We start from the raw sequence: 17,420 nt of genomic DNA, 5'->3' as shown, positions 1-17,420 counted from the left end.
GCCCCGACCGGCGGGAACAGCTCTCATGCCCTGCTCATCCGGCCTCATCCCGCCCTCAGTACCGGCTGCTATTGTCGGCCACGATCCACCAGCCCAGGCCGAAAGCGGGACCAACTCATGTCGACAGTGCCTCAGTTGTCGGTCGTCATGCCGATCTACAACGAGCAGGAGGCGCTGCCGAGGACCGTCGAGCGGCTGCGGCCGATCCTCGACGCGCTCGGGGTGGGCTACGAGGTGGTCGGCATCGACGACGGCAGTACCGACGCGACCCCCGTACTGATGCAGAAGATCCGCCAGGACTGGCCGGAGTTCCGGATCATCAGGCTGTCCCGCAACTCCGGCCACCAGGCCGCGCTGAAGGCCGGTCTGGACCGCGCCCTGGGCGACTACGTGGTGAGCCTCGACGCCGACCTGCAGGACCCGCCGGAGAAGATCCCGGAGATGTTCGCGCTGGCCCGCGAGCGGGAGCTCGACATCGTCTACGGGGTGCGCGGCGACCGCACCACGGACAGCTCGTTCAAGCGGCGCTCGGCCGGCGCCTACTACTGGCTGATGCGCAAGCTCGTCGGGAAGCGGATGCCCAACCAGGCCGGCGACTACCGGCTGCTCAGCCGGGCCGCCGTGGACGCGCTCAAGGCCCTGCCCGAGCACCAGCCGGTCTACCGGCTGCTGGTGCCGTGGCTGGGCTTCCCCAGCGGGGAGGTGGTCTACGTCCGCGAGGAGCGGGTGGCCGGCACCACGCACTACCCGCTGACGAAGATGGTCCGGCTCGCGCTGGACAGCATCGTCAACTTCTCGGCCGCCCCGCTGCGGCTGGCCACCTGGCTCGGCCTGCTGAGCTTCGCGGTCTGCCTGATCATGAGCGTCTACACCGCCGTGGCGTTCGCCATCGGGGTCACCGTCCCCGGCTGGTCCTCGCTCTTCATGGGGATGCTGTTCCTCGGCGCGGTGCAGCTGATCTGCGTCGGCCTGCTGGGCGAGTACACCGCGCGGATCTACTCGGCGGTGCAGGCCCGACCGGCCTATTTCGTCGGCTACGACTCGGTCGACGACGAACGCCGGGACAATTCTCGATGACATTCACCGGCGATCCGGCGCCGTCGACGCCGCCACCCGCACCGCCCCCGGCACCGCGCGGCGGGGACGCCCGGCGGCAGGTGCCGTCCTTCCTGGTGATCGGCGGGCTGAGCACGCTCTTCTACTTCGCGCTGTACGTGGGGCTGCGCCAGGTGGCCTCCCCGCAGGTGTCCAACCTGGTCGCGCTGGCCGTGAGCGCGGTCGCGAACACGGCGGCCAACCGGCGCTTCACCTTCGGGGTGACCGGCAGCGAGGGCGCGCTGCGCCACCAGGCCCAGGGTGCGGTGGCCTTCCTGATCGGGCTGGGACTGAGCGTCGGCGCGCTGGAACTGGTCGAGCCGGCCGCCTCCCGTCCGGTCGAGGTGGGCGGGCTGGTGCTGGCGAACGTGCTCGCCACGGTGGTCCGCTTCCTGCTGCTGAAGGTCTGGGTGTTCAAGGGCCGCTGAGGCCCGGGCACTCGCTCGGCGGCCCCGGTACGGCGAGGAGGGCCCGGAACGACGAGGAGGGCCCGGCCGCGTCGAACGCGGCCGGGCCCTCCTCGTCGGAGCGTTCCGGATCAGGCCCGGTGGGCCTCGCCCAGCCCGTCGGTGAACGCCTTGACCGCCTTGTAGTCGGGCAGCAGGCCGCTCGCCAGCGCCTCGGCCAGCGAGGGGGCCTCGGTGTCCTTGGCGGACAGCTGCGGCGCGTCGGCCGGCCACTCGATGCCCAGGTCCGGGTCCAGCGGGTGCACGCCGTGCTCGCCGGTCGGGTTGTAGGTCTCCGAGCAGAGGTAGGTCAGCGTCGCGTCGTCGCTCAGCGCGCAGAACCCGTGGCCGAGGCCCTCGGAGATGTACACCGCCTTGCGCTCGGTCTCGTCGAGCCGCACACCCTCCCACTTCCCGAAGGTCGGCGAGCCGACCCGCAGGTCGACGATGACGTCCAGGACGGCACCCCGCACGCAGGTGACGTACTTGGCCTGGCCGGGCGGGACGTCGGCGAAGTGGATGCCGCGGACGACGCCCCGGCTGGACAGCGACAGATTGGCCTGGGCCAGTCGCAGCGGGTGGCCGACGACCTCGGCGAGCCGGTCGAAGCGGTACCACTCGGTGAAGTGGCCACGCGCGTCACCGTGCACCTGGGGGGTGAGCTCCCAGGCGCCCTCGATGGACAGCTCGCGGATCTTCATCGGGTGCCCTCCTCGTCCAGCAGCGCCACCAGGTACTGGCCGTAGCCGCTCTTCAGCAGCGGCTCGGCCAGCTCGCGCAGCCGGGCGTCGTCGATCAGGCCGGCCCGCCAGGCCGCCTCCTCGATGCAGCCGATCTTGAAGCCCTGGCGCTCCTCGATGACCCGGACGAACTCCGAGGCCTGCACCATCGAGACGAACGTGCCGGTGTCCAGCCAGGCGGTGCCCCGGTCGAGGATCGTCACGTGCAGGTCGCCGGCCTGGAGGTAGGCCTCGTTGACCGCGGTGATCTCCAGCTCGCCGCGGGCACTCGGCTTCAGGCCGCGGGCGATCTCGACCACGCGGTTGTCGTAGAAGTACAGGCCGGGGACGGCGTACCGGGACTTGGGCTCGGTCGGCTTCTCCTCGATGGAGATGGCCTGGCCGTCCTCGTCGAACTCGACCACGCCGTAGGCGGTCGGGTCGGCCACCGGGTACGCGAAGACCCGGCCGCCCTTGGCGCCGGTGTGCTCGGAGAGCCGGGTGCCGAGGCCGCTGCCGTGGAAGATGTTGTCGCCGAGGATCAGCGCGACGGACTCGTCGCCGATGAAGTCGGCACCCAGGACGAAGGCCTGGGCGATGCCCTCGGGCTTCTCCTGGACGGCGTACTCCAGGCGGAGGCCGAACTGGGAGCCGTCGCCGAGCAGACGCTCGAACTGGTCGCGGTCGTTCGGGGTCGTGATGATCAGGATCTCGCTGATCCCGGCCATCACGAGGGTCGAGAGGGGGTAGTAGATCATCGGCTTGTCGAAGACCGGGAGGAGCTGCTTCGACACCGCTCGAGTCAGCGGCCACAGCCGGGAGCCGGTGCCGCCGGCCAGAAGGATTCCACGCATGCGTGCACCTTATGCGAGAACGGGCAGGGGGTACGGCCGGGGTCCTGGGCAGCCGCGGGACGGCGATAGACTGCGCGCATTATGCGCATCCTTGTGACCGGCGGCGCCGGGTTCATCGGGTCGGAGTTCGTCCGTCAGCTCCTCGGAGCCGACGCCGAGGCTCGGATCACCGTCTTCGACAAGCTCACCTACTCCGGCGTCGAGGCCAACCTGGCTTCCGTCGCGGGGCACAGCGGCTACACCTTCGTCCGCGGAGACATCTGCGACGCCGCGGCCGTCGACGACGTCATGCCCGGGCATGACGTGGTCGTCCACTTCGCGGCCGAGTCGCACGTGGACCGCTCCATCGCGGGCGCGGGCCCGTTCGTGCTGACCAACGTCGTCGGCACCCAGGTCCTCCTGGACGCCGCCCGCAAGCACGGCGTCGGCCGCTTCGTGCACATCTCCACCGACGAGGTGTACGGCTCGATCAGCGAGGGCTCCTGGACGGAGGAGTGGCCGCTGGTGCCGAACTCCCCGTACTCGGCCTCCAAGGCCTCCTCGGACCTGCTGGCGCTGGCCTACCACCGCACGCACGGCATGGACGTCGTGGTGACCCGCTGCTCCAACAACTACGGGCACTACCAGTTCCCGGAGAAGGTCATCCCGCTGTTCACCACCAACCTGATCGACGGCAAGAAGGTGCCGCTGTACGGCGACGGCGGCAACGTCCGCGACTGGCTGCACGTCTCGGACCACTGCCGCGGCATCGAGCTGGCCATGCGCAAGGGCCGCGCCGGCGAGGTCTACAACATCGGCGGCGGCACCGAGGCCACCAACAAGGAGCTCACCGGGCTGCTGCTCGAGGCCGCCGGGGCGGGCTGGGACATGGTCGAGCACGTCGCCGACCGCAAGGGCCACGACCTGCGCTACTCGATCGACATCAGCAAGATCCGCGAGGAGCTCGGCTACGAGCCGCAGGTCCGCTTCGAGGACGGCCTCGCCGAGACCATCACCTGGTACCGCGAGAACCGCGCCTGGTGGGAGCCGCTGAAGACGAAGGCGGCTCTGGAGAAGTGACCGGGACCTCCTCGGGTCCGGTCCGCTGGCTGGTCACCGGCGCGGCCGGGATGCTCGGCCAGGACCTGCTGACGGTCCTGGCCGGCGACCCGGCGGCCGAGGTGACCGCCCTCGGGCGGGCCGACCTCGACATCACCGACGCGGCGGCCGTGCTGGCCGCCGTCGAGGGCCACCACGTCGTCGTCAACTGCGCGGCCTGGACGAACGTCGACGGCGCCGAGACGGCCGAGGAGGCCGCCACCGCCGTCAACGGCACCGGCGTGCGCCACCTGGCTGCCGCCTGCGCAAAGAGCGGCGCCCGGCTGCTCCAGGTGTCGACCGACTACGTGCTGCCCGGCGACGCCACCGAGCCGTACGCCGAGACCGCGCCGACCGGCCCGGTCAACGCCTACGGCCGCGGCAAGCTGGTCGGGGAGCAGGCCGTGGCCGAGCTCCTGCCCGAGCACGGCTACGTGGTCCGCACCGCGTGGCTCTACGGCGAGCACGGCAAGAACTTCGTGGCCACCATGCTCCGGCTCGCCGCCCAGCGCGACAGCCTCGACGTGGTGGACGACCAGCAGGGCCAGCCGACCTGGTCGCTGGCCCTGGCCCGGCAGCTCGTCGCGCTCGGCCGGGCCGCGCTCGCCGGGCAGGCCCCGGCCGGCGTCTACCACGGCACCGGCGGCGGCCGGACCACCTGGTACGGCCTGGCCCGGGAGTCCTACCGGCTGAGCGGGCTGGACCCGGAGCGGATCCGGCCGACCACCTCCGCCGCGTACGTCACGCCGGCCGTCCGGCCCGCGTTCAGCGTGCTGGGCCACGACCGCTGGGCCGACGCCGGGCTGAGCCCGCTGCCGGACTGGCGGGAGCAGCTGGCCGAGGCACTCGGCACGCCGGTCTTCGCCGAGCTGGGCTCGGTGGCCCGGTCGACCGAGAGTGACAGGTCTCAGTGAAGAATCCGCTGACCAAGGTCGCCGCCGCGCTGCCGCCGGGAACCCTGGCGGTGGCCGGCGGCACCGTGGTGCTCGGGGCCGCCTCCTACATCCACCTCGGGGTGGCCGGTCACAGCCTGTCCGTCGACGACATGGCGAACGTTTCCCTGCTGTGGACGATCGTGATGTCCGTCGGGATCGGTGTGTTCTTCCCGATCGAGCAGGAACTCACCCGGATCGTCGCGGCCCGCGCCGCGCTCGGCCACGGCGCGGCCCCGGTGCTGCGCCGTGCCACGCTGCTGACCGGCGGCATCCTCGGCGTCGTCCTGCTGGGGCTCGGCGTCGGCTCGCGGAAGATCGCCGATGTGATGTTCCACGGCGACCGCTCGCTGGTGCTGGCCCTCGGCGGCGCCTTCGCCGGCATGGCCGTCTGCTACCTCACCCGCGGTGTGCTGGCCGGTCTCGGCCGGTTCGGCGCCTACGGCACCCAGCTCGGCATCGACGGCGGCCTGCGGATCGGCCTGGCCTTCGGCGCCGGCCTGGCCGGGGTGCACTCCGCGCTGGCGTTCAGCCTGATCCTCGCCCTGGCGCCGGTCGCGGCCACCGTGCTGACGCTGCCGCCGCTGTTCAAGGCGGTCCGGCCCGGCCCGCGGATCCCCTGGTCCGAGCTCTGCTCCGGCCTCGGCCTGCTGATCTGCTCGACCCTGCTGTCGCAGGTCGTGGTGAACGCCGCGGTGGTGAGCACCAAGCTGCTCGCCCCGGAGGAGTCGGCCCTGATCGCGGCGCTGCTCAACGCGCTCGTGCTGGCCCGGGTCCCGCTGTTCGTCTTCGGCTCGCTCCAGGCCTCGCTGCTCAGCGGCCTCTCGGCGGCGATCGCGGTGGGCGACCGGGCGGCCTTCACCGGTATGCTTCGCCGGATCGGCGTCGTGGTCGGCGGTCTCGGTCTGCTCGGCGGAATCCCGGCGGTGCTCCTCGGGCCCCGGCTGATCCAGGTGCTGTTCGGGGCCGAGCCGGTGCTCGGCCACCTCGACTTCTTCTGGATGTCCGCCGGTACCGTCGCGTACATGTTCGCGATGGTGCTGGGTCAGGCGCTGATGGTATTCAAGCGGCACAACCTGCAGCTGCTCTGCTGGGCGCTCGGCACCGGTGTGCTGGCCGGCATCACCTTCATGCCCGGCGAGGTCGCCACCCGGGTGGTGGTGGCGTACACCGCCGGGTCGGTCGCGACCGTGCTCGGTATGCTTGCCGCTCTCAGGCGCAGCTTCCCCGGTTCGACGGCGAACCAGGCCGGTCCCGCGCCGAGTACGTCGGAGCAGGCTGTGCCCACCATGAGTGCCCGGGTGAGCGGCGAATGACCGTCTCGCCCCCCGACATACGGATTTTTGCCGCGCACGAGCGCGGGAGACACCACGAACATGGAGCCCCCATGTCCCAGTACGACGATGTCTGGCTGGTGATCCCGGCCTACAACGAAGGCCAGGTGATCGCTGACGTTGTGGAGGGAGCGCGCAAGACGTTCCCGAACATCGTTGTGGTCGACGACGGCAGCGCCGACGACTCGGCCAAGCACATTATGAGCACCGGCGCGCACCTGGTGCGGCACCCGGTCAACCTCGGCCAGGGCGCCGCACTGCAGACCGGGCTGGCCTACGCCCTGGCCCAGCAGGGCGCCAAGTACTTCGCCACCTTCGACGCGGACGGCCAGCACCAGACCGCCGACGTCGAGAAGATGGTCGCGCTGCTGCGCACCGGCGAGGCCGACGTGGTCCTCGGCTCGCGCTTCATCGAGCAGAACGGCCAGGTGCCGTGGATCAAGCGCGTGGTCCTGCGGACCGCCGCGACGGTCAGCCCCACCGCCCGCAAGCTCAAGCTGACCGACTCGCACAACGGCCTGCGAGTGCTCAACCGTGAGGCGGCCGGCCGGCTGCGGATCACCATGAACGGCATGGCCCACGCCTCGGAGATCGTCAGCTTCCTGGCGGGCGCCGACCTGCGCGTCGCCGAGCTCCCGGTCGACATCCTCTACACCGACTACTCACGCGCCAAGGGTCAGTCCCTGATCAACGGCGTCAACATCATCTTCGACATCTCGCTTCGGGAGCGTGGCCGCCGATGAACTACTTCTGGATCCAGTTGGTCCTGATCGCTGGCGCGGTCATCCTCGCGTTCATGTTCATCCGGCGCTGGGACGCCGCGAACACCCGCGCCTGGAAGCGCATCGCGTTCTCGGTCTTCGTGGTCGCGAACATCTACGCGATCCTGCGCCCCAGCGACGTCACCTGGTTCGCCCACAAGATGGGCGTCGGCCGCGGCACCGACCTGGTGCTGTACGTGATGGTCCTGGCCATGGGCTTCCTGACCCTGAACACCTTCCTGCGCTTCCGCTCGCTGGAGAAGAAGCTCACCGACCTCGCCCGGACCGTGGCCATCAACGAGGGTGCCCGGCTGAACGAGGAGCGCTTCGACCTGGACCTCCCGGTCTCCGCCCCGGTGAACAGCAGCGGAGCCTGACCTCCATGGCCACCTTCGAGTTCATGCTGCCGTACTACGGCGACGTGGCCCTGATGCAGGCCGCAGTGCGCAGCATCCTCACCCAGAGCGACCCGGACTTCCGGCTGACCGTCGTCGACGACGGCAAGGAGCCCGAGGTCCCGGGCTGGTTCGCCGGGCTCGGCGACGACCGGGTGCGCTACCTGCGCAACGAGCAGAACCTCGGCATCACCAAGAACTTCCAGAAGTGCGTGGAGCTCTCCACCGCCGACCATGTGGTCATCATGGGCTGCGACGACCTGCTGCACCCGCACTACCTGGAGACCGTCCGGGCGATCCTCAAGGACAACCCCGACCTGGGCATGGTGCAGCCGGGCGTCGAGGTGATCGACGGCGCCGGCGTGGTCACCAGTGGCCTGGCCGACAACGTCAAGGACAAGCTGTACTCGCCGAGCGTCAAGGGCCGCCGTCTGATGGGCGGCGAGGAGCTGGCGGCCAGCGTGCTGCGCGGCAACTGGCTGTACTTCCCGTCGATCTGCTGGCGCGGCGAGGTGCTGCGGCAGGTCAACTTCCGCGACGAGTACTCGGTCATCCAGGACCTGGCGCTGGTCGTGGACCTGCTGGAGCGCGGCGAGACGATGATGGTGGACAACACCACCGTCGTCTTCCAGTACCGCCGGCACGCGGTGAGCGAGTCCTCCGTGCAGGCGTTCTCGGGCACCCGCTTCGCCGAGGCGGAGAAGTACTTCAACGCGGTGGCGGAGCGGATGGACGCCCGCGGCTGGCCGAAGGCCGCCCGGGCGGCCCGGTTCCGCAGCGCCTCGCGTCTGCACGCGCTGACGATGCTGCCGGGCGCGCTGCGCCGAGGGAAGAGCGGCGGCGCCAAGGTGCTCGTCCGGCACGCCCTGACCTCCGGGCAGCGGCACGACGCCTGAGGCGTCCCCGCGCCGGTGACGGCGAACAGAACGGCCGTGGGGCCGGTGGACCGGAAGGTCCACCGGCCCCACGGCCGTTCCCGGGGCTTGCGGGTCAGTGCCGCCAGGTCGGGAAGGGGCCGAGGTTCCGGCAGGTCAGCAGCCCCTCGTCCACCTCGGGCAGCCCGACCGTGGCCGGGTCGCCGGGCTGCTTGCAGGTGCCGCCCGGCGCGTAGGCGGAGCAGTGGCCGCTGTAGTCGGCGGTGACCTGGGCGGTCCAGGCGAGGATGCCGGTGCCGCCGTCCTGCTTCGGCATGAACTTGTCGGCGGTGGCCGAGCCGGCCATGCCGAACAGCAGGCCCAGCGCGCAGAGCGTGCCGACGGCCACCGCGCGCGGGCCGGGGCGCCGGGAGAGCCGCACCACACCGAGGGCGGCGCCGGTGTCGGCACCGCGACGGGCCACCAGGAAGCAGGCGAGGCCGGTGAGCAGCAGCAGGCAGTGGAGCAGCTGCGCGCTCGTCCGCGGGTAGAGCATGACCGCCTGGTCGCTCTCCATGTGGGAGGCGTACCAGTAGCGCATCAGCAGGGCGCTGGCGGCGCAGGCGGCGGGGACGAGCACCGAGGTCCGGTCGATGCCGAGGGTCAGGGCGATCCCCAGCCCCACCAGCAGCACGATCGTGAACAGGCCCACGCCGCCGAGTTCGCCGGGCAGCGGCCAGGTGCTCAGCCCGTCCGACCCGGGCAGGTCGTCGCGCCACATGGCGAAGTAGGTGGGCTCGGTGAAGGTGTCGAAGTAGCAGTAGCGGTCGACCGTCCCGCCGGCCGAGGAGAGCAGCCGGGACAGGCTGAGCCCGGCCACCGCGAGGAAGCCGAGAGCGGCGGCGCCGAGCGTGTACCCGGCCGTGACCAGGGCGCCGTTGCCGGCGGTCCGCCGGAGCCGCACCAGCAGCACGGCGGTGAGGACCACGGCTCCCGCGGCGGACCAGACGAACCAGCCCGAGTAGACGATGAACATCAGCCCGAGCAGCAGTCCGAGGATGCCGCCGGTGACGGCGGCCTTCCGGCGCGGCAGCCGGGGCGCGCGCTGGACGGTCTGGAGCAGCTTGGCCAGCACCGGTACGAAGGCCACCAGCACGATGTTGGTGTAGGGCTTGTACGGCTGCATCATCGGCAGCGCCGCGGTGACGCCGATGCCCAGCGCCCACAGCGGGGGCAGCAGCAGCCGCCAGGCCAGGTAGGCGGCGGGTCCGAGCAGGGCGGTGAACAGCAGGCCGACCAGCTTGAGGGCGTGCGCGGTCTGGCCGTCGGTGAGGTACTCGGCGGTCCAGGCGATCAGGTGCGGGTAGACCGGGGGGTAGCCGCCGTCGAGCGACTTGCCCTCCATCAGGGCGTTGGCCCAGGCCTGGAGGTTCCCGGCGTCGCCGTTCTGGCCGCCCAGCGGCCAGTTGGTGTCCCGCAGCGCGAGCGACACCCCGGCGGCCGTGACGCCGGAGGCGAGGCCGGAGACCGCGGCGGCGGCGAAGCGGACCGGGGCGAGCGGCCGGCGCCGCATGAGGACGGCACAGGCCACCAGGACGACGCCGAGCAGCAGCAGCAGCCGGAACTGGAGCGCGGCCAGTCCGCTGACCTGGCCTATTCGCATCATCGGGTTCAGGTCGACGGTCGACGCGGCCGCCGTCATGAGCAGCGCCGCGAAGACGGCGGTCAGGCCCTCCGCGACCAGGGAGACGGCCGGTCTGCCGGGGACGCCCCGGGCACCGCGACGGCCTTGCGTCGCCGGCGGCTGTCTGGTCAGGTCGGGGGCGGCTGTCGGTGCGCTCGTCACTGTCCGAGAGTCCTTCAGGAGTGGTGATCGGGGTGCGGGGCCGACGGTGGACCACCGGGTGGGCCGGCCGGCGGTGTGCCGGGGCCGCGGGGCCGTGGGGCCGAGCCTCGATTCTGCCAGGCGCACGGGAGCCGTTCGAACGCCACCTGTGTAGACCACCGTGACGGGAAAAGAGTTGCGCCCGGTGGATGAACACTCGGCCGCGCCGGGCGTTCGACTGCCCGAAGGGGTCGACCCGGCGGCGGGAGGCAACGCGGCCGGACGGTCAGTGCGTTACCCCGTTGGACACATTGGCCTGGCCCAGGACCGCGTGGCAGACTTCCCGGTGCGATCCGGAGGGTCGGGCGGACCGAAGCGCTCACGCGCCGCGAACGGACCGCACGACCCCGCGAGCGGTGCGCCGGACGGGCGGAGGAGCCTCCCGGGCCCTGGCCGACGGCCCCGTCCACCGCACGGGAGCCACGAGGTGCTCCTCCGAGTTCCGGCGGCCCCGCGCGGCCGCCCGACGGAATGGACTGAGATGACGAACCTGGCCCCCGAAGCGGTCGACAGCGCCGCGAGCACCGATCGCGACGGCGGACCGCCGCCGGAGACGGGCGGGAGAGCGGGCCGTGCGGCCCTGCTCGAGCGGCGCTCGGTGCAGATCGCCGCCGAGGTCGTCGTCAGCGTCGCCGCCGCGCTCCTCCTCACCCTGCTGTGCACGCGCATCTCCGTGAACCCGCTGAACCGGATCGGCCAGGTCAGCGGACTGGCGAAGATCCAGCTGTACGCGGCCTTCCTCGGTCTGCCCCTGCTCGCGGTGCTGCTCTACACCGCCTACCGGGGCGCGGCCCTGCGGCACCGGCTGGTCCAGCGGCTGGTCTGCGGGGCGATCGCGGGCCTGGCGACCGGTGTGGTGGCCGGGGGAGTGGTGGTCGCGCTGCGCGGCACCCCGTGGCCGCTCGGCGGCCAGGAGGGCGACCCGAGCCAGCTGATCCACATGGCCACGTCGATCCTCGACGACAAGGGGCTGCCCGGCGTCTACCCGCCGCTGTTCCCCGGGCTGATCGCGCTCTGGGCGAAGCTCAACTACGGCGGGATCGGCGGCGAGGGCTACGCCCTGCACGACCTGCAGATCTTCTTCACCGCCCTGGCCGGGCCGATGAGCTACCTGGCCTGGCGCCTCATGCTGCGGCCGTTCTGGGCGCTGGCCGTCGCGGTGCCCTCGGTGCTGGTCTTCCTCGACCCGATCCGGCCGTACAGCCACGTCACGATGATCATCCTGGTGCCGCTGCTGGGCGCCTGCCTGCGCGAGCTGCGCCGGGCCGGCGAGCTGTCCGTCCGCTCGGTGCTGCTGCGCGGCGCGGGCTTCGGCGTGGTCTTCGGTGTGCTCTTCCTCTACTACTCGGGCTGGTACCTCTGGTCGGCGCCGGGCATCTTCGTGCTGACCCTGTTCCTGTTCCCCTGGCGCGGCGGCGCCCGCGCCGTCCGGCGGACGCTGCTGTTCGTGGGCACCACGGTGGGTCTGGCGGGTGCCATCGGCTCGCCGCTGCTCTACCAGATCGCCAAGGAAGGGGCGACGACCCCGGACCGGTACGCCTACATCGTCAACTACGTCGACCCGGCCTATGTGCTCGGCTGGCTGTCGGACCGCTCCGGCCAGGAGACGTACCACACCTGGCCGCAGGCGGGCGAGATGGCCGGCCAGACCGGCTTCGCGCTGCTGCTGCTCACCGCGGTCGGCATCGGCATCGGGGTCGGGCTGCGCAGCCTGGTGGTCCGGGTGGCGGCGGCGGTGCTCGTCGGCGCCTGGCTGATGCGCTTCTACTACGCCTCGCAGATGGCCCACGACCAGATGGTCCAGCTCTACCCGCGGACGACCTGGATCATCATGTACTGCCTGATCATCCTGGCGGTGACCGGTCTGATGGCCGCCACCGACCGGGGCCGGGGCTGGGTCGAGCGGTCGTTCCGCGCGGTCGGCCGCACCGATCAGGCGGGCCCGGTCGTCCCGCTCCGCGGCACCAGGCAGCTCGCCGCCGGACTGGTCTGCGCCCTGGCGCTGTTCGCCACCATGGGCGCGTCCTGGTCGGTGGACCGCTACATGCCGCAGAACGAGAAGACCAACACGATGGGCATCGACGCCTGGCGGGCGCACAACATCAAGAAGCAGGACGGCAGTTGCCCGAAGTTCGCGCCGGTGAAGTCGGAGACGCCGCAGCGCGCCTGCGCCGACCCGATCGTCAAGGACTGGGAGCCGGAGCCGGACAAGAAGACGCTGCACTGCGCCGGGGTGTCGACCGAGGACTGGCCCGTGGTCTGCGGCAGGATCGCTCCCTGGGTGACCCAGAAGTAGTCCGCCCCTGAGGGCGCGCCCCCGACCGGGGCCGGTGAGGGCTGCCTCACCGGCCCCGATTGGCTTTCCGGCTCCCACCTGTGGCAGTATGTCCAAGTTGCTCGGTTGAGTGCCGATGCTGCGCGCCTCCCGCCGGGAGGACCGGAAGCGAGTCCCATCTACTCGTCGTTCCCGTGATGGCCGTCAAGCGTGTGTGTTACGCCACGGCAGCTGCGGGGCGAAAGTACGGGAATCTTCCGGGAAGCGTGTGCGGGGTATCAGCCCGGCTCCCCCCCACCCCGAAAGTTTGAAACCGACGATTCATTCGCCGGTTTTTTGCAAGCGCGAAGGCGACACGCCCGAGCGCGGGGGTCGGAGGAGGAGTCGTGCGGCGACTTGACAGAAGGACTACAAGGTAGCCATGGCGGGACAGAAGATCCGCATCCGGCTCAAGGCCTACGACCACGAGGTCATCGACTCCTCGGCGAAGAAGATCGTCGAGACGGTGATCCGTACTGGTGCGCAGGTCGCGGGCCCGGTGCCGCTGCCCACTGAGAAGAACGTTTACTGCGTCATCCGCTCGCCGCACAAGTACAAGGACTCGCGCGAGCACTTCGAGATGCGCACTCACAAGCGTCTGATCGACATCCTCGACCCCACGCCGAAGACGGTTGACTCGCTCATGCGTCTCGACCTGCCGGCTGGCGTCGACATCGAGATCAAGCTCTGAGAGGCGCACCGAAGATGGCTAAGCAGATTAAGGGCATCCTGGGCGAGAAGCTCGGCATGACCCAGGTCTGGGACGAGAACAACCGGGTCGTTCCGGTGACCGTCGTCAAGGCTGGGCCCAATGTCGTGACCCAGGTCCACACCGCCGACAGCCCGGCCGGCTACGACGCCGTCCAGATCGGCTTCGGCGAGATCGACCCCCGCAAGGTGAACAAGCCCCTCGCGGGCCACTTCGCCAAGGCCGGTGTCACCCCGCGCCGCCACCTGGTCGAGCTCCGTACCGCGGACGCGTCCGAGTACACCCTGGGCCAGGAGATCACCGCCGAGCTGTTCGAGGCGGGTGTCAAGGTCGACGTGACCGGCACCTCCAAGGGCAAGGGCTTCGCCGGTGTCATGAAGCGCCACAACTTCCGGGGTCTCGGCGCCGGTCACGGCGTGCAGCGCAAGCACCGTTCGCCCGGTTCCATCGGTGGCTGCGCCACCCCGGGCCGCGTGTTCAAGGGCCTGAAGATGGCCGGCCGGATGGGTCACGAGCGTGTGACCACCCAGAACCTGACCGTGCACGCGGTTGACGCGGAGAAGGGTCTGCTCCTCATCAAGGGTGCGATCCCGGGCCCGAACGGCGGCCTCGTCCTCGTCCGCACCGCGGCGAAGGGGCTGTGAAGGATATGAGCACCATTGACATCCTGTCGCCCTCGGGTGACAAGACCGGCAGCCTCGAGCTGCCGGCCGAGATCTTCGACGCGAAGGTCAGCGTTCCGCTGATGCACCAGGTCGTCGTGGCGCAGCTCGCTGCGGCCCGTCAGGGCACCCACAAGACCAAGACTCGTGGCGAGGTCCGCGGTGGCGGCAAGAAGCCGTACCGCCAGAAGGGCACCGGCCGCGCCCGTCAGGGCTCGACCCGTGCGCCGCAGTTCGCCGGCGGTGGCGTTGTGCACGGTCCCGTGCCGCGCGACTACTCGCAGCGGACCCCGAAGAAGATGATCGCCGCCGCTCTGCGCGGTGCGCTCACCGACCGGGCCCGCCACAACCGCATCCACGTCGTCACCGACGTGGTCGCGGCCGAGGTGCCGTCGACCAAGGCCGCCAAGGGTCTGTTCGGCAAGATCACCGAGCGCAAGAACATCCTCCTCGTCGTCGAGCGTGCCGACGAGCTGGGTCTGAAGAGCGCCCGCAACCTGCCGCACGTGCACATCCTGGACGCCGGTCAGCTGAACACCTACGACGTGCTCGTCTCCGACGATGTGGTCTTCACCCAGGCCGCCTTCGAGCGTTTCGTGGCGGGTCCCGCCGCGTCCGCCAAGGCCGTTGCTGCTGAGGGCGAGCTCGAAGGGAGCGCCGCCTGATGGCTGCAGAGATCACGAGCAAGACGTTCACGGACCCCCGTGATGTCCTGGTGAAGCCGGTTATCTCGGAGAAGAGCTACTCGCTCCTCGACGAGAACAAGTACACGTTCGTCGTGTCGCCCGGTGCCAACAAGACCCAGATCAAGCAGGCCGTCGAGGCGGTCTTCTCGGTCAAGGTCGAGTCCGTCAACACGCTCAACCGTCAGGGCAAGCGCAAGCGCTCCAAGACGGGTTTTGGCAAGCGCAAGGACACCAAGCGCGCCATTGTGACGCTGGCTGAGGGCAACCGCATCGACATCTTCGGTGGTCCGACCTCCTGACGGAGGCCGTGATCGTCGATCAAGACGAGGACGAAAATGGGTATCCGCAAGTACAAGCCGACTACGCCGGGCCGTCGTGGCTCGAGCGTGGCCGACTTCGTCGAAATCACGCGGTCCACGCCGGAGAAGTCGCTGGTTCGCCCCCTGCACAGCAAGGGCGGCCGTAACAACGCCGGTCGGATCACCGTTCGCCACCAGGGTGGCGGGCACAAGCGCGCCTACCGCGTGATCGACTTCCGTCGTCACGACAAGGACGGCGTGCCGGCCAAGGTCGCGCACATCGAGTACGACCCCAACCGCACCGCGCGCATCGCGCTCCTGCACTACGCGGACGGCGAGAAGCGCTACATCATCGCGCCGCGCGGCATCACGCAGGGCGACCGGATCGAGAACGGCGCTGGCGCCGACATCAAGCCGGGCAACAACCTGCCGCTGCGCAACATCCCGGTCGGTACCACCATCCACGCGGTGGAGCTGCGTCCCGGTGGCGGTGCCAAGCTGGCCCGCTCCGCCGGCTCCGGCATCCAGCTGCTGGCGCGTGAGGGCAAGATGGCGCACCTGCGCATGCCCTCCGGTGAGATCCGCCTGGTGGACGCGCGCTGCCGCGCGACCGTCGGCGAGGTCGGCAACGCCGAGCAGTCGAACATCAACTGGGGCAAGGCCGGCCGTATGCGCTGGAAGGGCGTTCGCCCGACCGTGCGTGGTGTGGCCATGAACCCGATCGACCACCCGCACGGTGGTGGTGAGGGTAAGACCTCCGGTGGTCGCCACCCGGTCTCGCCGTGGGGCCAGAAGGAGGGTCGTACCCGTCGCCCGAAGAAGGCGTCGGACGCTCTCATCGTGCGCCGCCGCAAGACCAACAAGAAGCGCTAGGAGCAGGTCAGATGCCGCGCAGTCTCAAGAAGGGCCCCTTCATCGACGGCCACCTTCTCAAGAAGGTGGACGCGCAGAACGAGGCGGGTACCCAGAACGTCATCAAGACCTGGTCCCGTCGCTCCGTGATCTTCCCGGCCATGCTCGGCCACACGATCGCGGTTCACGATGGTCGCAAGCACGTCCCGGTGTTCGTCACCGAGTCGATGGTCGGCCACAAGCTGGGCGAGTTCGCTCCGACCCGCACCTTCCGCGGCCACGTCAAGGACGACCGCAAGTCGAAGCGTCGCTAGTCGCCTGAGCTTCACCGCCAGACCGACTCAATGACTTACTCCATTAAGGGGACAACCATGGAAGCCAGGGCCCAGGCGCGGTACATCCGCGTCACGCCCATGAAGGCCCGCCGCGTGGTGGACCTCATCCGTGGCCTGCCGGCCACGGAGGCCCAGGCCGTCCTGCGTTTCGCTCCGCAGGCCGCCACCGTGCCGGTGGGCAAGGTGCTCGACAGCGCCATTGCCAACGCCGCGCACAACTACAACCACTCCAACGTGGACGACCTCGTCATCAGCGAGGCGTACGTTGACGAGGGTCCGACCCTGAAGCGGTTCCGTCCGCGTGCCCAGGGCCGCGCCTACCGGATCCGCAAGCGGACCAGCCACATCACCGTGGTCGTCAGCAGCAAGGAAGGGACCCGGTAATGGGCCAGAAGGTTAACCCGCACGGGTTCCGCCTCGGCATCAGCACGGACTTCAAGTCCCGCTGGTACGCCGACAAGCTGTACAAGGACTACGTCAAGGAAGACGTTGCCATTCGTCGCATGATGACGAAGGGCATGGAGCGCGCCGGCATCTCCAAGGTCGAGATCGAGCGCACCCGCGACCGCGTCCGCGTCGACATCCACACCGCCCGCCCCGGCATCGTCATCGGTCGCCGTGGCACCGAGGCCGACCGCATCCGCGGCGACCTCGAGAAGCTGACCGGCAAGCAGGTCCAGCTGAACATCCTCGAGGTCAAGAACCCCGAGCTGGACGCCCAGCTCGTGGCTCAGGGCGTCGCGGAGCAGCTGTCCTCCCGCGTCTCCTTCCGTCGTGCCATGCGCAAGTCGATGCAGGGCACCATGAAGTCCGGCGCCAAGGGCATCAAGGTCCAGTGCTCCGGTCGTCTCGGCGGCGCCGAGATGAGCCGTTCGGAGTTCTACCGCGAGGGTCGTGTGCCGCTGCACACCCTTCGTGCGAACGTCGACTACGGCTTCTTCGAGGCCAAGACCACCTTCGGCCGCATCGGCGTGAAGGTCTGGATCTACAAGGGCGACGTCAAGAACATCGCCGAGGTCCGCGCTGAGAACGCTGCTGCCCGCTCGGGCAACCGCCCGGCCCGTCCCGAGGGTGGTCGTCCCGCCCGCGGTGGCGAGCGCCGTGGTGGCGAGCGTGGTGGCCGCGGCCGTCGCCCCGCCGCTTCCGAGGCCCCCGCGGCCCCGGTCGCCGAGGCTCCGGCTGCCGAGAACACCGGAACGGAGGCCTGACCG

20 protein-coding genes are annotated in these 17,420 nt (G+C 70.3%); 17 read left to right on the top strand and 3 right to left on the bottom strand.

From position 1 onward, the window contains the following. Nucleotides 1-117 precede the first annotated feature (117 nt). Nucleotides 118-1,077 carry a glycosyltransferase family 2 protein gene (locus tag ACIPYS_RS19085; RefSeq protein WP_093861712.1) on the top strand — a complete coding sequence of 320 codons (960 nt, stop codon included), beginning with the start codon at nt 118-120 and terminating at the stop codon, nt 1,075-1,077. After that, nucleotides 1,074-1,523: a GtrA family protein gene (locus ACIPYS_RS19080; protein ID WP_093861713.1), complete on the top strand. Its 450-nt coding sequence runs from the start codon at nt 1,074-1,076 to the stop codon at nt 1,521-1,523. Before ACIPYS_RS19085 ends, ACIPYS_RS19080 begins: the two co-directional genes overlap by 4 nt. 110 nt (nt 1,524-1,633) lie before the next feature. Here the strand turns inward: ACIPYS_RS19080 and rfbC are convergent, their stop codons facing one another. Together rfbC and rfbA are read right to left on the bottom strand one after the other, a co-directional pair. Next, complete coding sequence (gene rfbC, locus ACIPYS_RS19075; protein WP_093861714.1) at nt 1,634-2,242, bottom strand: dTDP-4-dehydrorhamnose 3,5-epimerase; 609 nt, start codon at nt 2,240-2,242, stop codon at nt 1,634-1,636. After that, nucleotides 2,239-3,114 (bottom strand): glucose-1-phosphate thymidylyltransferase RfbA, encoded by an 876-nt coding sequence (gene rfbA / locus ACIPYS_RS19070; RefSeq protein ID WP_030393285.1) that lies wholly within the window; start codon nt 3,112-3,114, stop codon nt 2,239-2,241. The genes rfbC and rfbA overlap by 4 nt, the downstream gene beginning before the upstream one ends. 81 nt (nt 3,115-3,195) lie before the next feature. Between rfbA and rfbB the strand changes: the two genes are divergently transcribed. From rfbB to ACIPYS_RS19040, 6 genes are all read left to right on the top strand, one after another. Next, complete coding sequence (rfbB, locus tag ACIPYS_RS19065; protein WP_030393286.1) at nt 3,196-4,173, top strand: dTDP-glucose 4,6-dehydratase; 978 nt, start codon at nt 3,196-3,198, stop codon at nt 4,171-4,173. Continuing rightward, entirely contained in the window at nt 4,170-5,105 is a 936-nt protein-coding gene (gene rfbD, locus ACIPYS_RS19060; RefSeq protein WP_400747388.1) for a dTDP-4-dehydrorhamnose reductase, read from the top strand. Before rfbB ends, rfbD begins: the two co-directional genes overlap by 4 nt. Then, entirely contained in the window at nt 5,102-6,439 is a 1,338-nt protein-coding gene (locus tag ACIPYS_RS19055) for a lipopolysaccharide biosynthesis protein (protein ID WP_197698611.1), read from the top strand. The genes rfbD and ACIPYS_RS19055 overlap by 4 nt, the downstream gene beginning before the upstream one ends. Before the next feature lie 71 nt (nt 6,440-6,510). Further along, nucleotides 6,511-7,200: a glycosyltransferase family 2 protein gene (locus ACIPYS_RS19050; RefSeq protein WP_030393289.1), complete on the top strand. Its 690-nt coding sequence runs from the start codon at nt 6,511-6,513 to the stop codon at nt 7,198-7,200. Continuing rightward, nucleotides 7,197-7,595, top strand: a complete 399-nt coding sequence (locus ACIPYS_RS19045; protein ID WP_030393290.1) for a DUF2304 domain-containing protein — start codon at nt 7,197-7,199, stop codon at nt 7,593-7,595. The genes ACIPYS_RS19050 and ACIPYS_RS19045 overlap by 4 nt, the downstream gene beginning before the upstream one ends. Before the next feature lie 5 nt (nt 7,596-7,600). Further along, nucleotides 7,601-8,509, top strand: a complete 909-nt coding sequence (locus tag ACIPYS_RS19040) for a glycosyltransferase (protein WP_093861715.1) — start codon at nt 7,601-7,603, stop codon at nt 8,507-8,509. A 94-nt stretch (nt 8,510-8,603) separates the two neighbouring features. Here the strand turns inward: ACIPYS_RS19040 and ACIPYS_RS19035 are convergent, their stop codons facing one another. Next, complete coding sequence (locus ACIPYS_RS19035) at nt 8,604-10,313, bottom strand: hypothetical protein (RefSeq protein WP_093861716.1); 1,710 nt, start codon at nt 10,311-10,313, stop codon at nt 8,604-8,606. A gap of 520 nt (nt 10,314-10,833) precedes the next feature. Between ACIPYS_RS19035 and ACIPYS_RS19030 the strand changes: the two genes are divergently transcribed. The 9 genes from ACIPYS_RS19030 to rpsC all read left to right on the top strand — a co-directional run bounded on the left by ACIPYS_RS19030 (nt 10,834) and on the right by rpsC (nt 17,417). After that, on the top strand, nt 10,834-12,648 hold the full coding sequence (locus ACIPYS_RS19030; protein ID WP_093861717.1) for a hypothetical protein: 1,815 nt from the start codon (nt 10,834-10,836) through the stop codon (nt 12,646-12,648). Nucleotides 12,649-13,048: 400 nt separating this feature from the next. Then, nucleotides 13,049-13,357, top strand: coding sequence for a 30S ribosomal protein S10 (gene rpsJ, locus ACIPYS_RS19025; RefSeq protein WP_012785157.1), 309 nt, complete (start codon nt 13,049-13,051; stop codon nt 13,355-13,357). A gap of 14 nt (nt 13,358-13,371) precedes the next feature. Next, complete coding sequence (gene rplC, locus ACIPYS_RS19020; protein WP_030393294.1) at nt 13,372-14,019, top strand: 50S ribosomal protein L3; 648 nt, start codon at nt 13,372-13,374, stop codon at nt 14,017-14,019. A 5-nt stretch (nt 14,020-14,024) separates the two neighbouring features. Continuing rightward, nucleotides 14,025-14,702 carry a 50S ribosomal protein L4 gene (gene rplD / locus ACIPYS_RS19015; protein ID WP_093861718.1) on the top strand — a complete coding sequence of 226 codons (678 nt, stop codon included), beginning with the start codon at nt 14,025-14,027 and terminating at the stop codon, nt 14,700-14,702. Beyond that, complete coding sequence (gene rplW / locus ACIPYS_RS19010; RefSeq protein ID WP_030393296.1) at nt 14,702-15,022, top strand: 50S ribosomal protein L23; 321 nt, start codon at nt 14,702-14,704, stop codon at nt 15,020-15,022. Before rplD ends, rplW begins: the two co-directional genes overlap by 1 nt. Before the next feature lie 36 nt (nt 15,023-15,058). Then, a complete protein-coding gene (rplB, locus tag ACIPYS_RS19005) occupies nt 15,059-15,895 on the top strand; it encodes a 50S ribosomal protein L2 (protein WP_030393297.1) in 837 nt (278 codons plus the stop codon). Between the two features lie 11 nt (nt 15,896-15,906). Continuing rightward, nucleotides 15,907-16,188 carry a 30S ribosomal protein S19 gene (gene rpsS, locus ACIPYS_RS19000; protein WP_030055821.1) on the top strand — a complete coding sequence of 94 codons (282 nt, stop codon included), beginning with the start codon at nt 15,907-15,909 and terminating at the stop codon, nt 16,186-16,188. 57 nt (nt 16,189-16,245) lie between these two features. Next, nucleotides 16,246-16,593 (top strand): 50S ribosomal protein L22, encoded by a 348-nt coding sequence (rplV, locus tag ACIPYS_RS18995; RefSeq protein ID WP_030055822.1) that lies wholly within the window; start codon nt 16,246-16,248, stop codon nt 16,591-16,593. Then, nucleotides 16,593-17,417 carry a 30S ribosomal protein S3 gene (gene rpsC, locus ACIPYS_RS18990; protein WP_030393298.1) on the top strand — a complete coding sequence of 275 codons (825 nt, stop codon included), beginning with the start codon at nt 16,593-16,595 and terminating at the stop codon, nt 17,415-17,417. The genes rplV and rpsC overlap by 1 nt, the downstream gene beginning before the upstream one ends. The last annotated feature ends 3 nt before the right edge of the window (nt 17,418-17,420 follow it).

It is taken from the genome of Kitasatospora sp. NPDC089913, from assembly GCF_044748625.1.
In the GTDB taxonomy this organism is placed as follows: domain Bacteria; phylum Actinomycetota; class Actinomycetes; order Streptomycetales; family Streptomycetaceae; genus Kitasatospora.
Note: the sequence above shows the minus strand (reverse complement) of the source record. Positions and strands in the feature narration are given on the sequence as shown.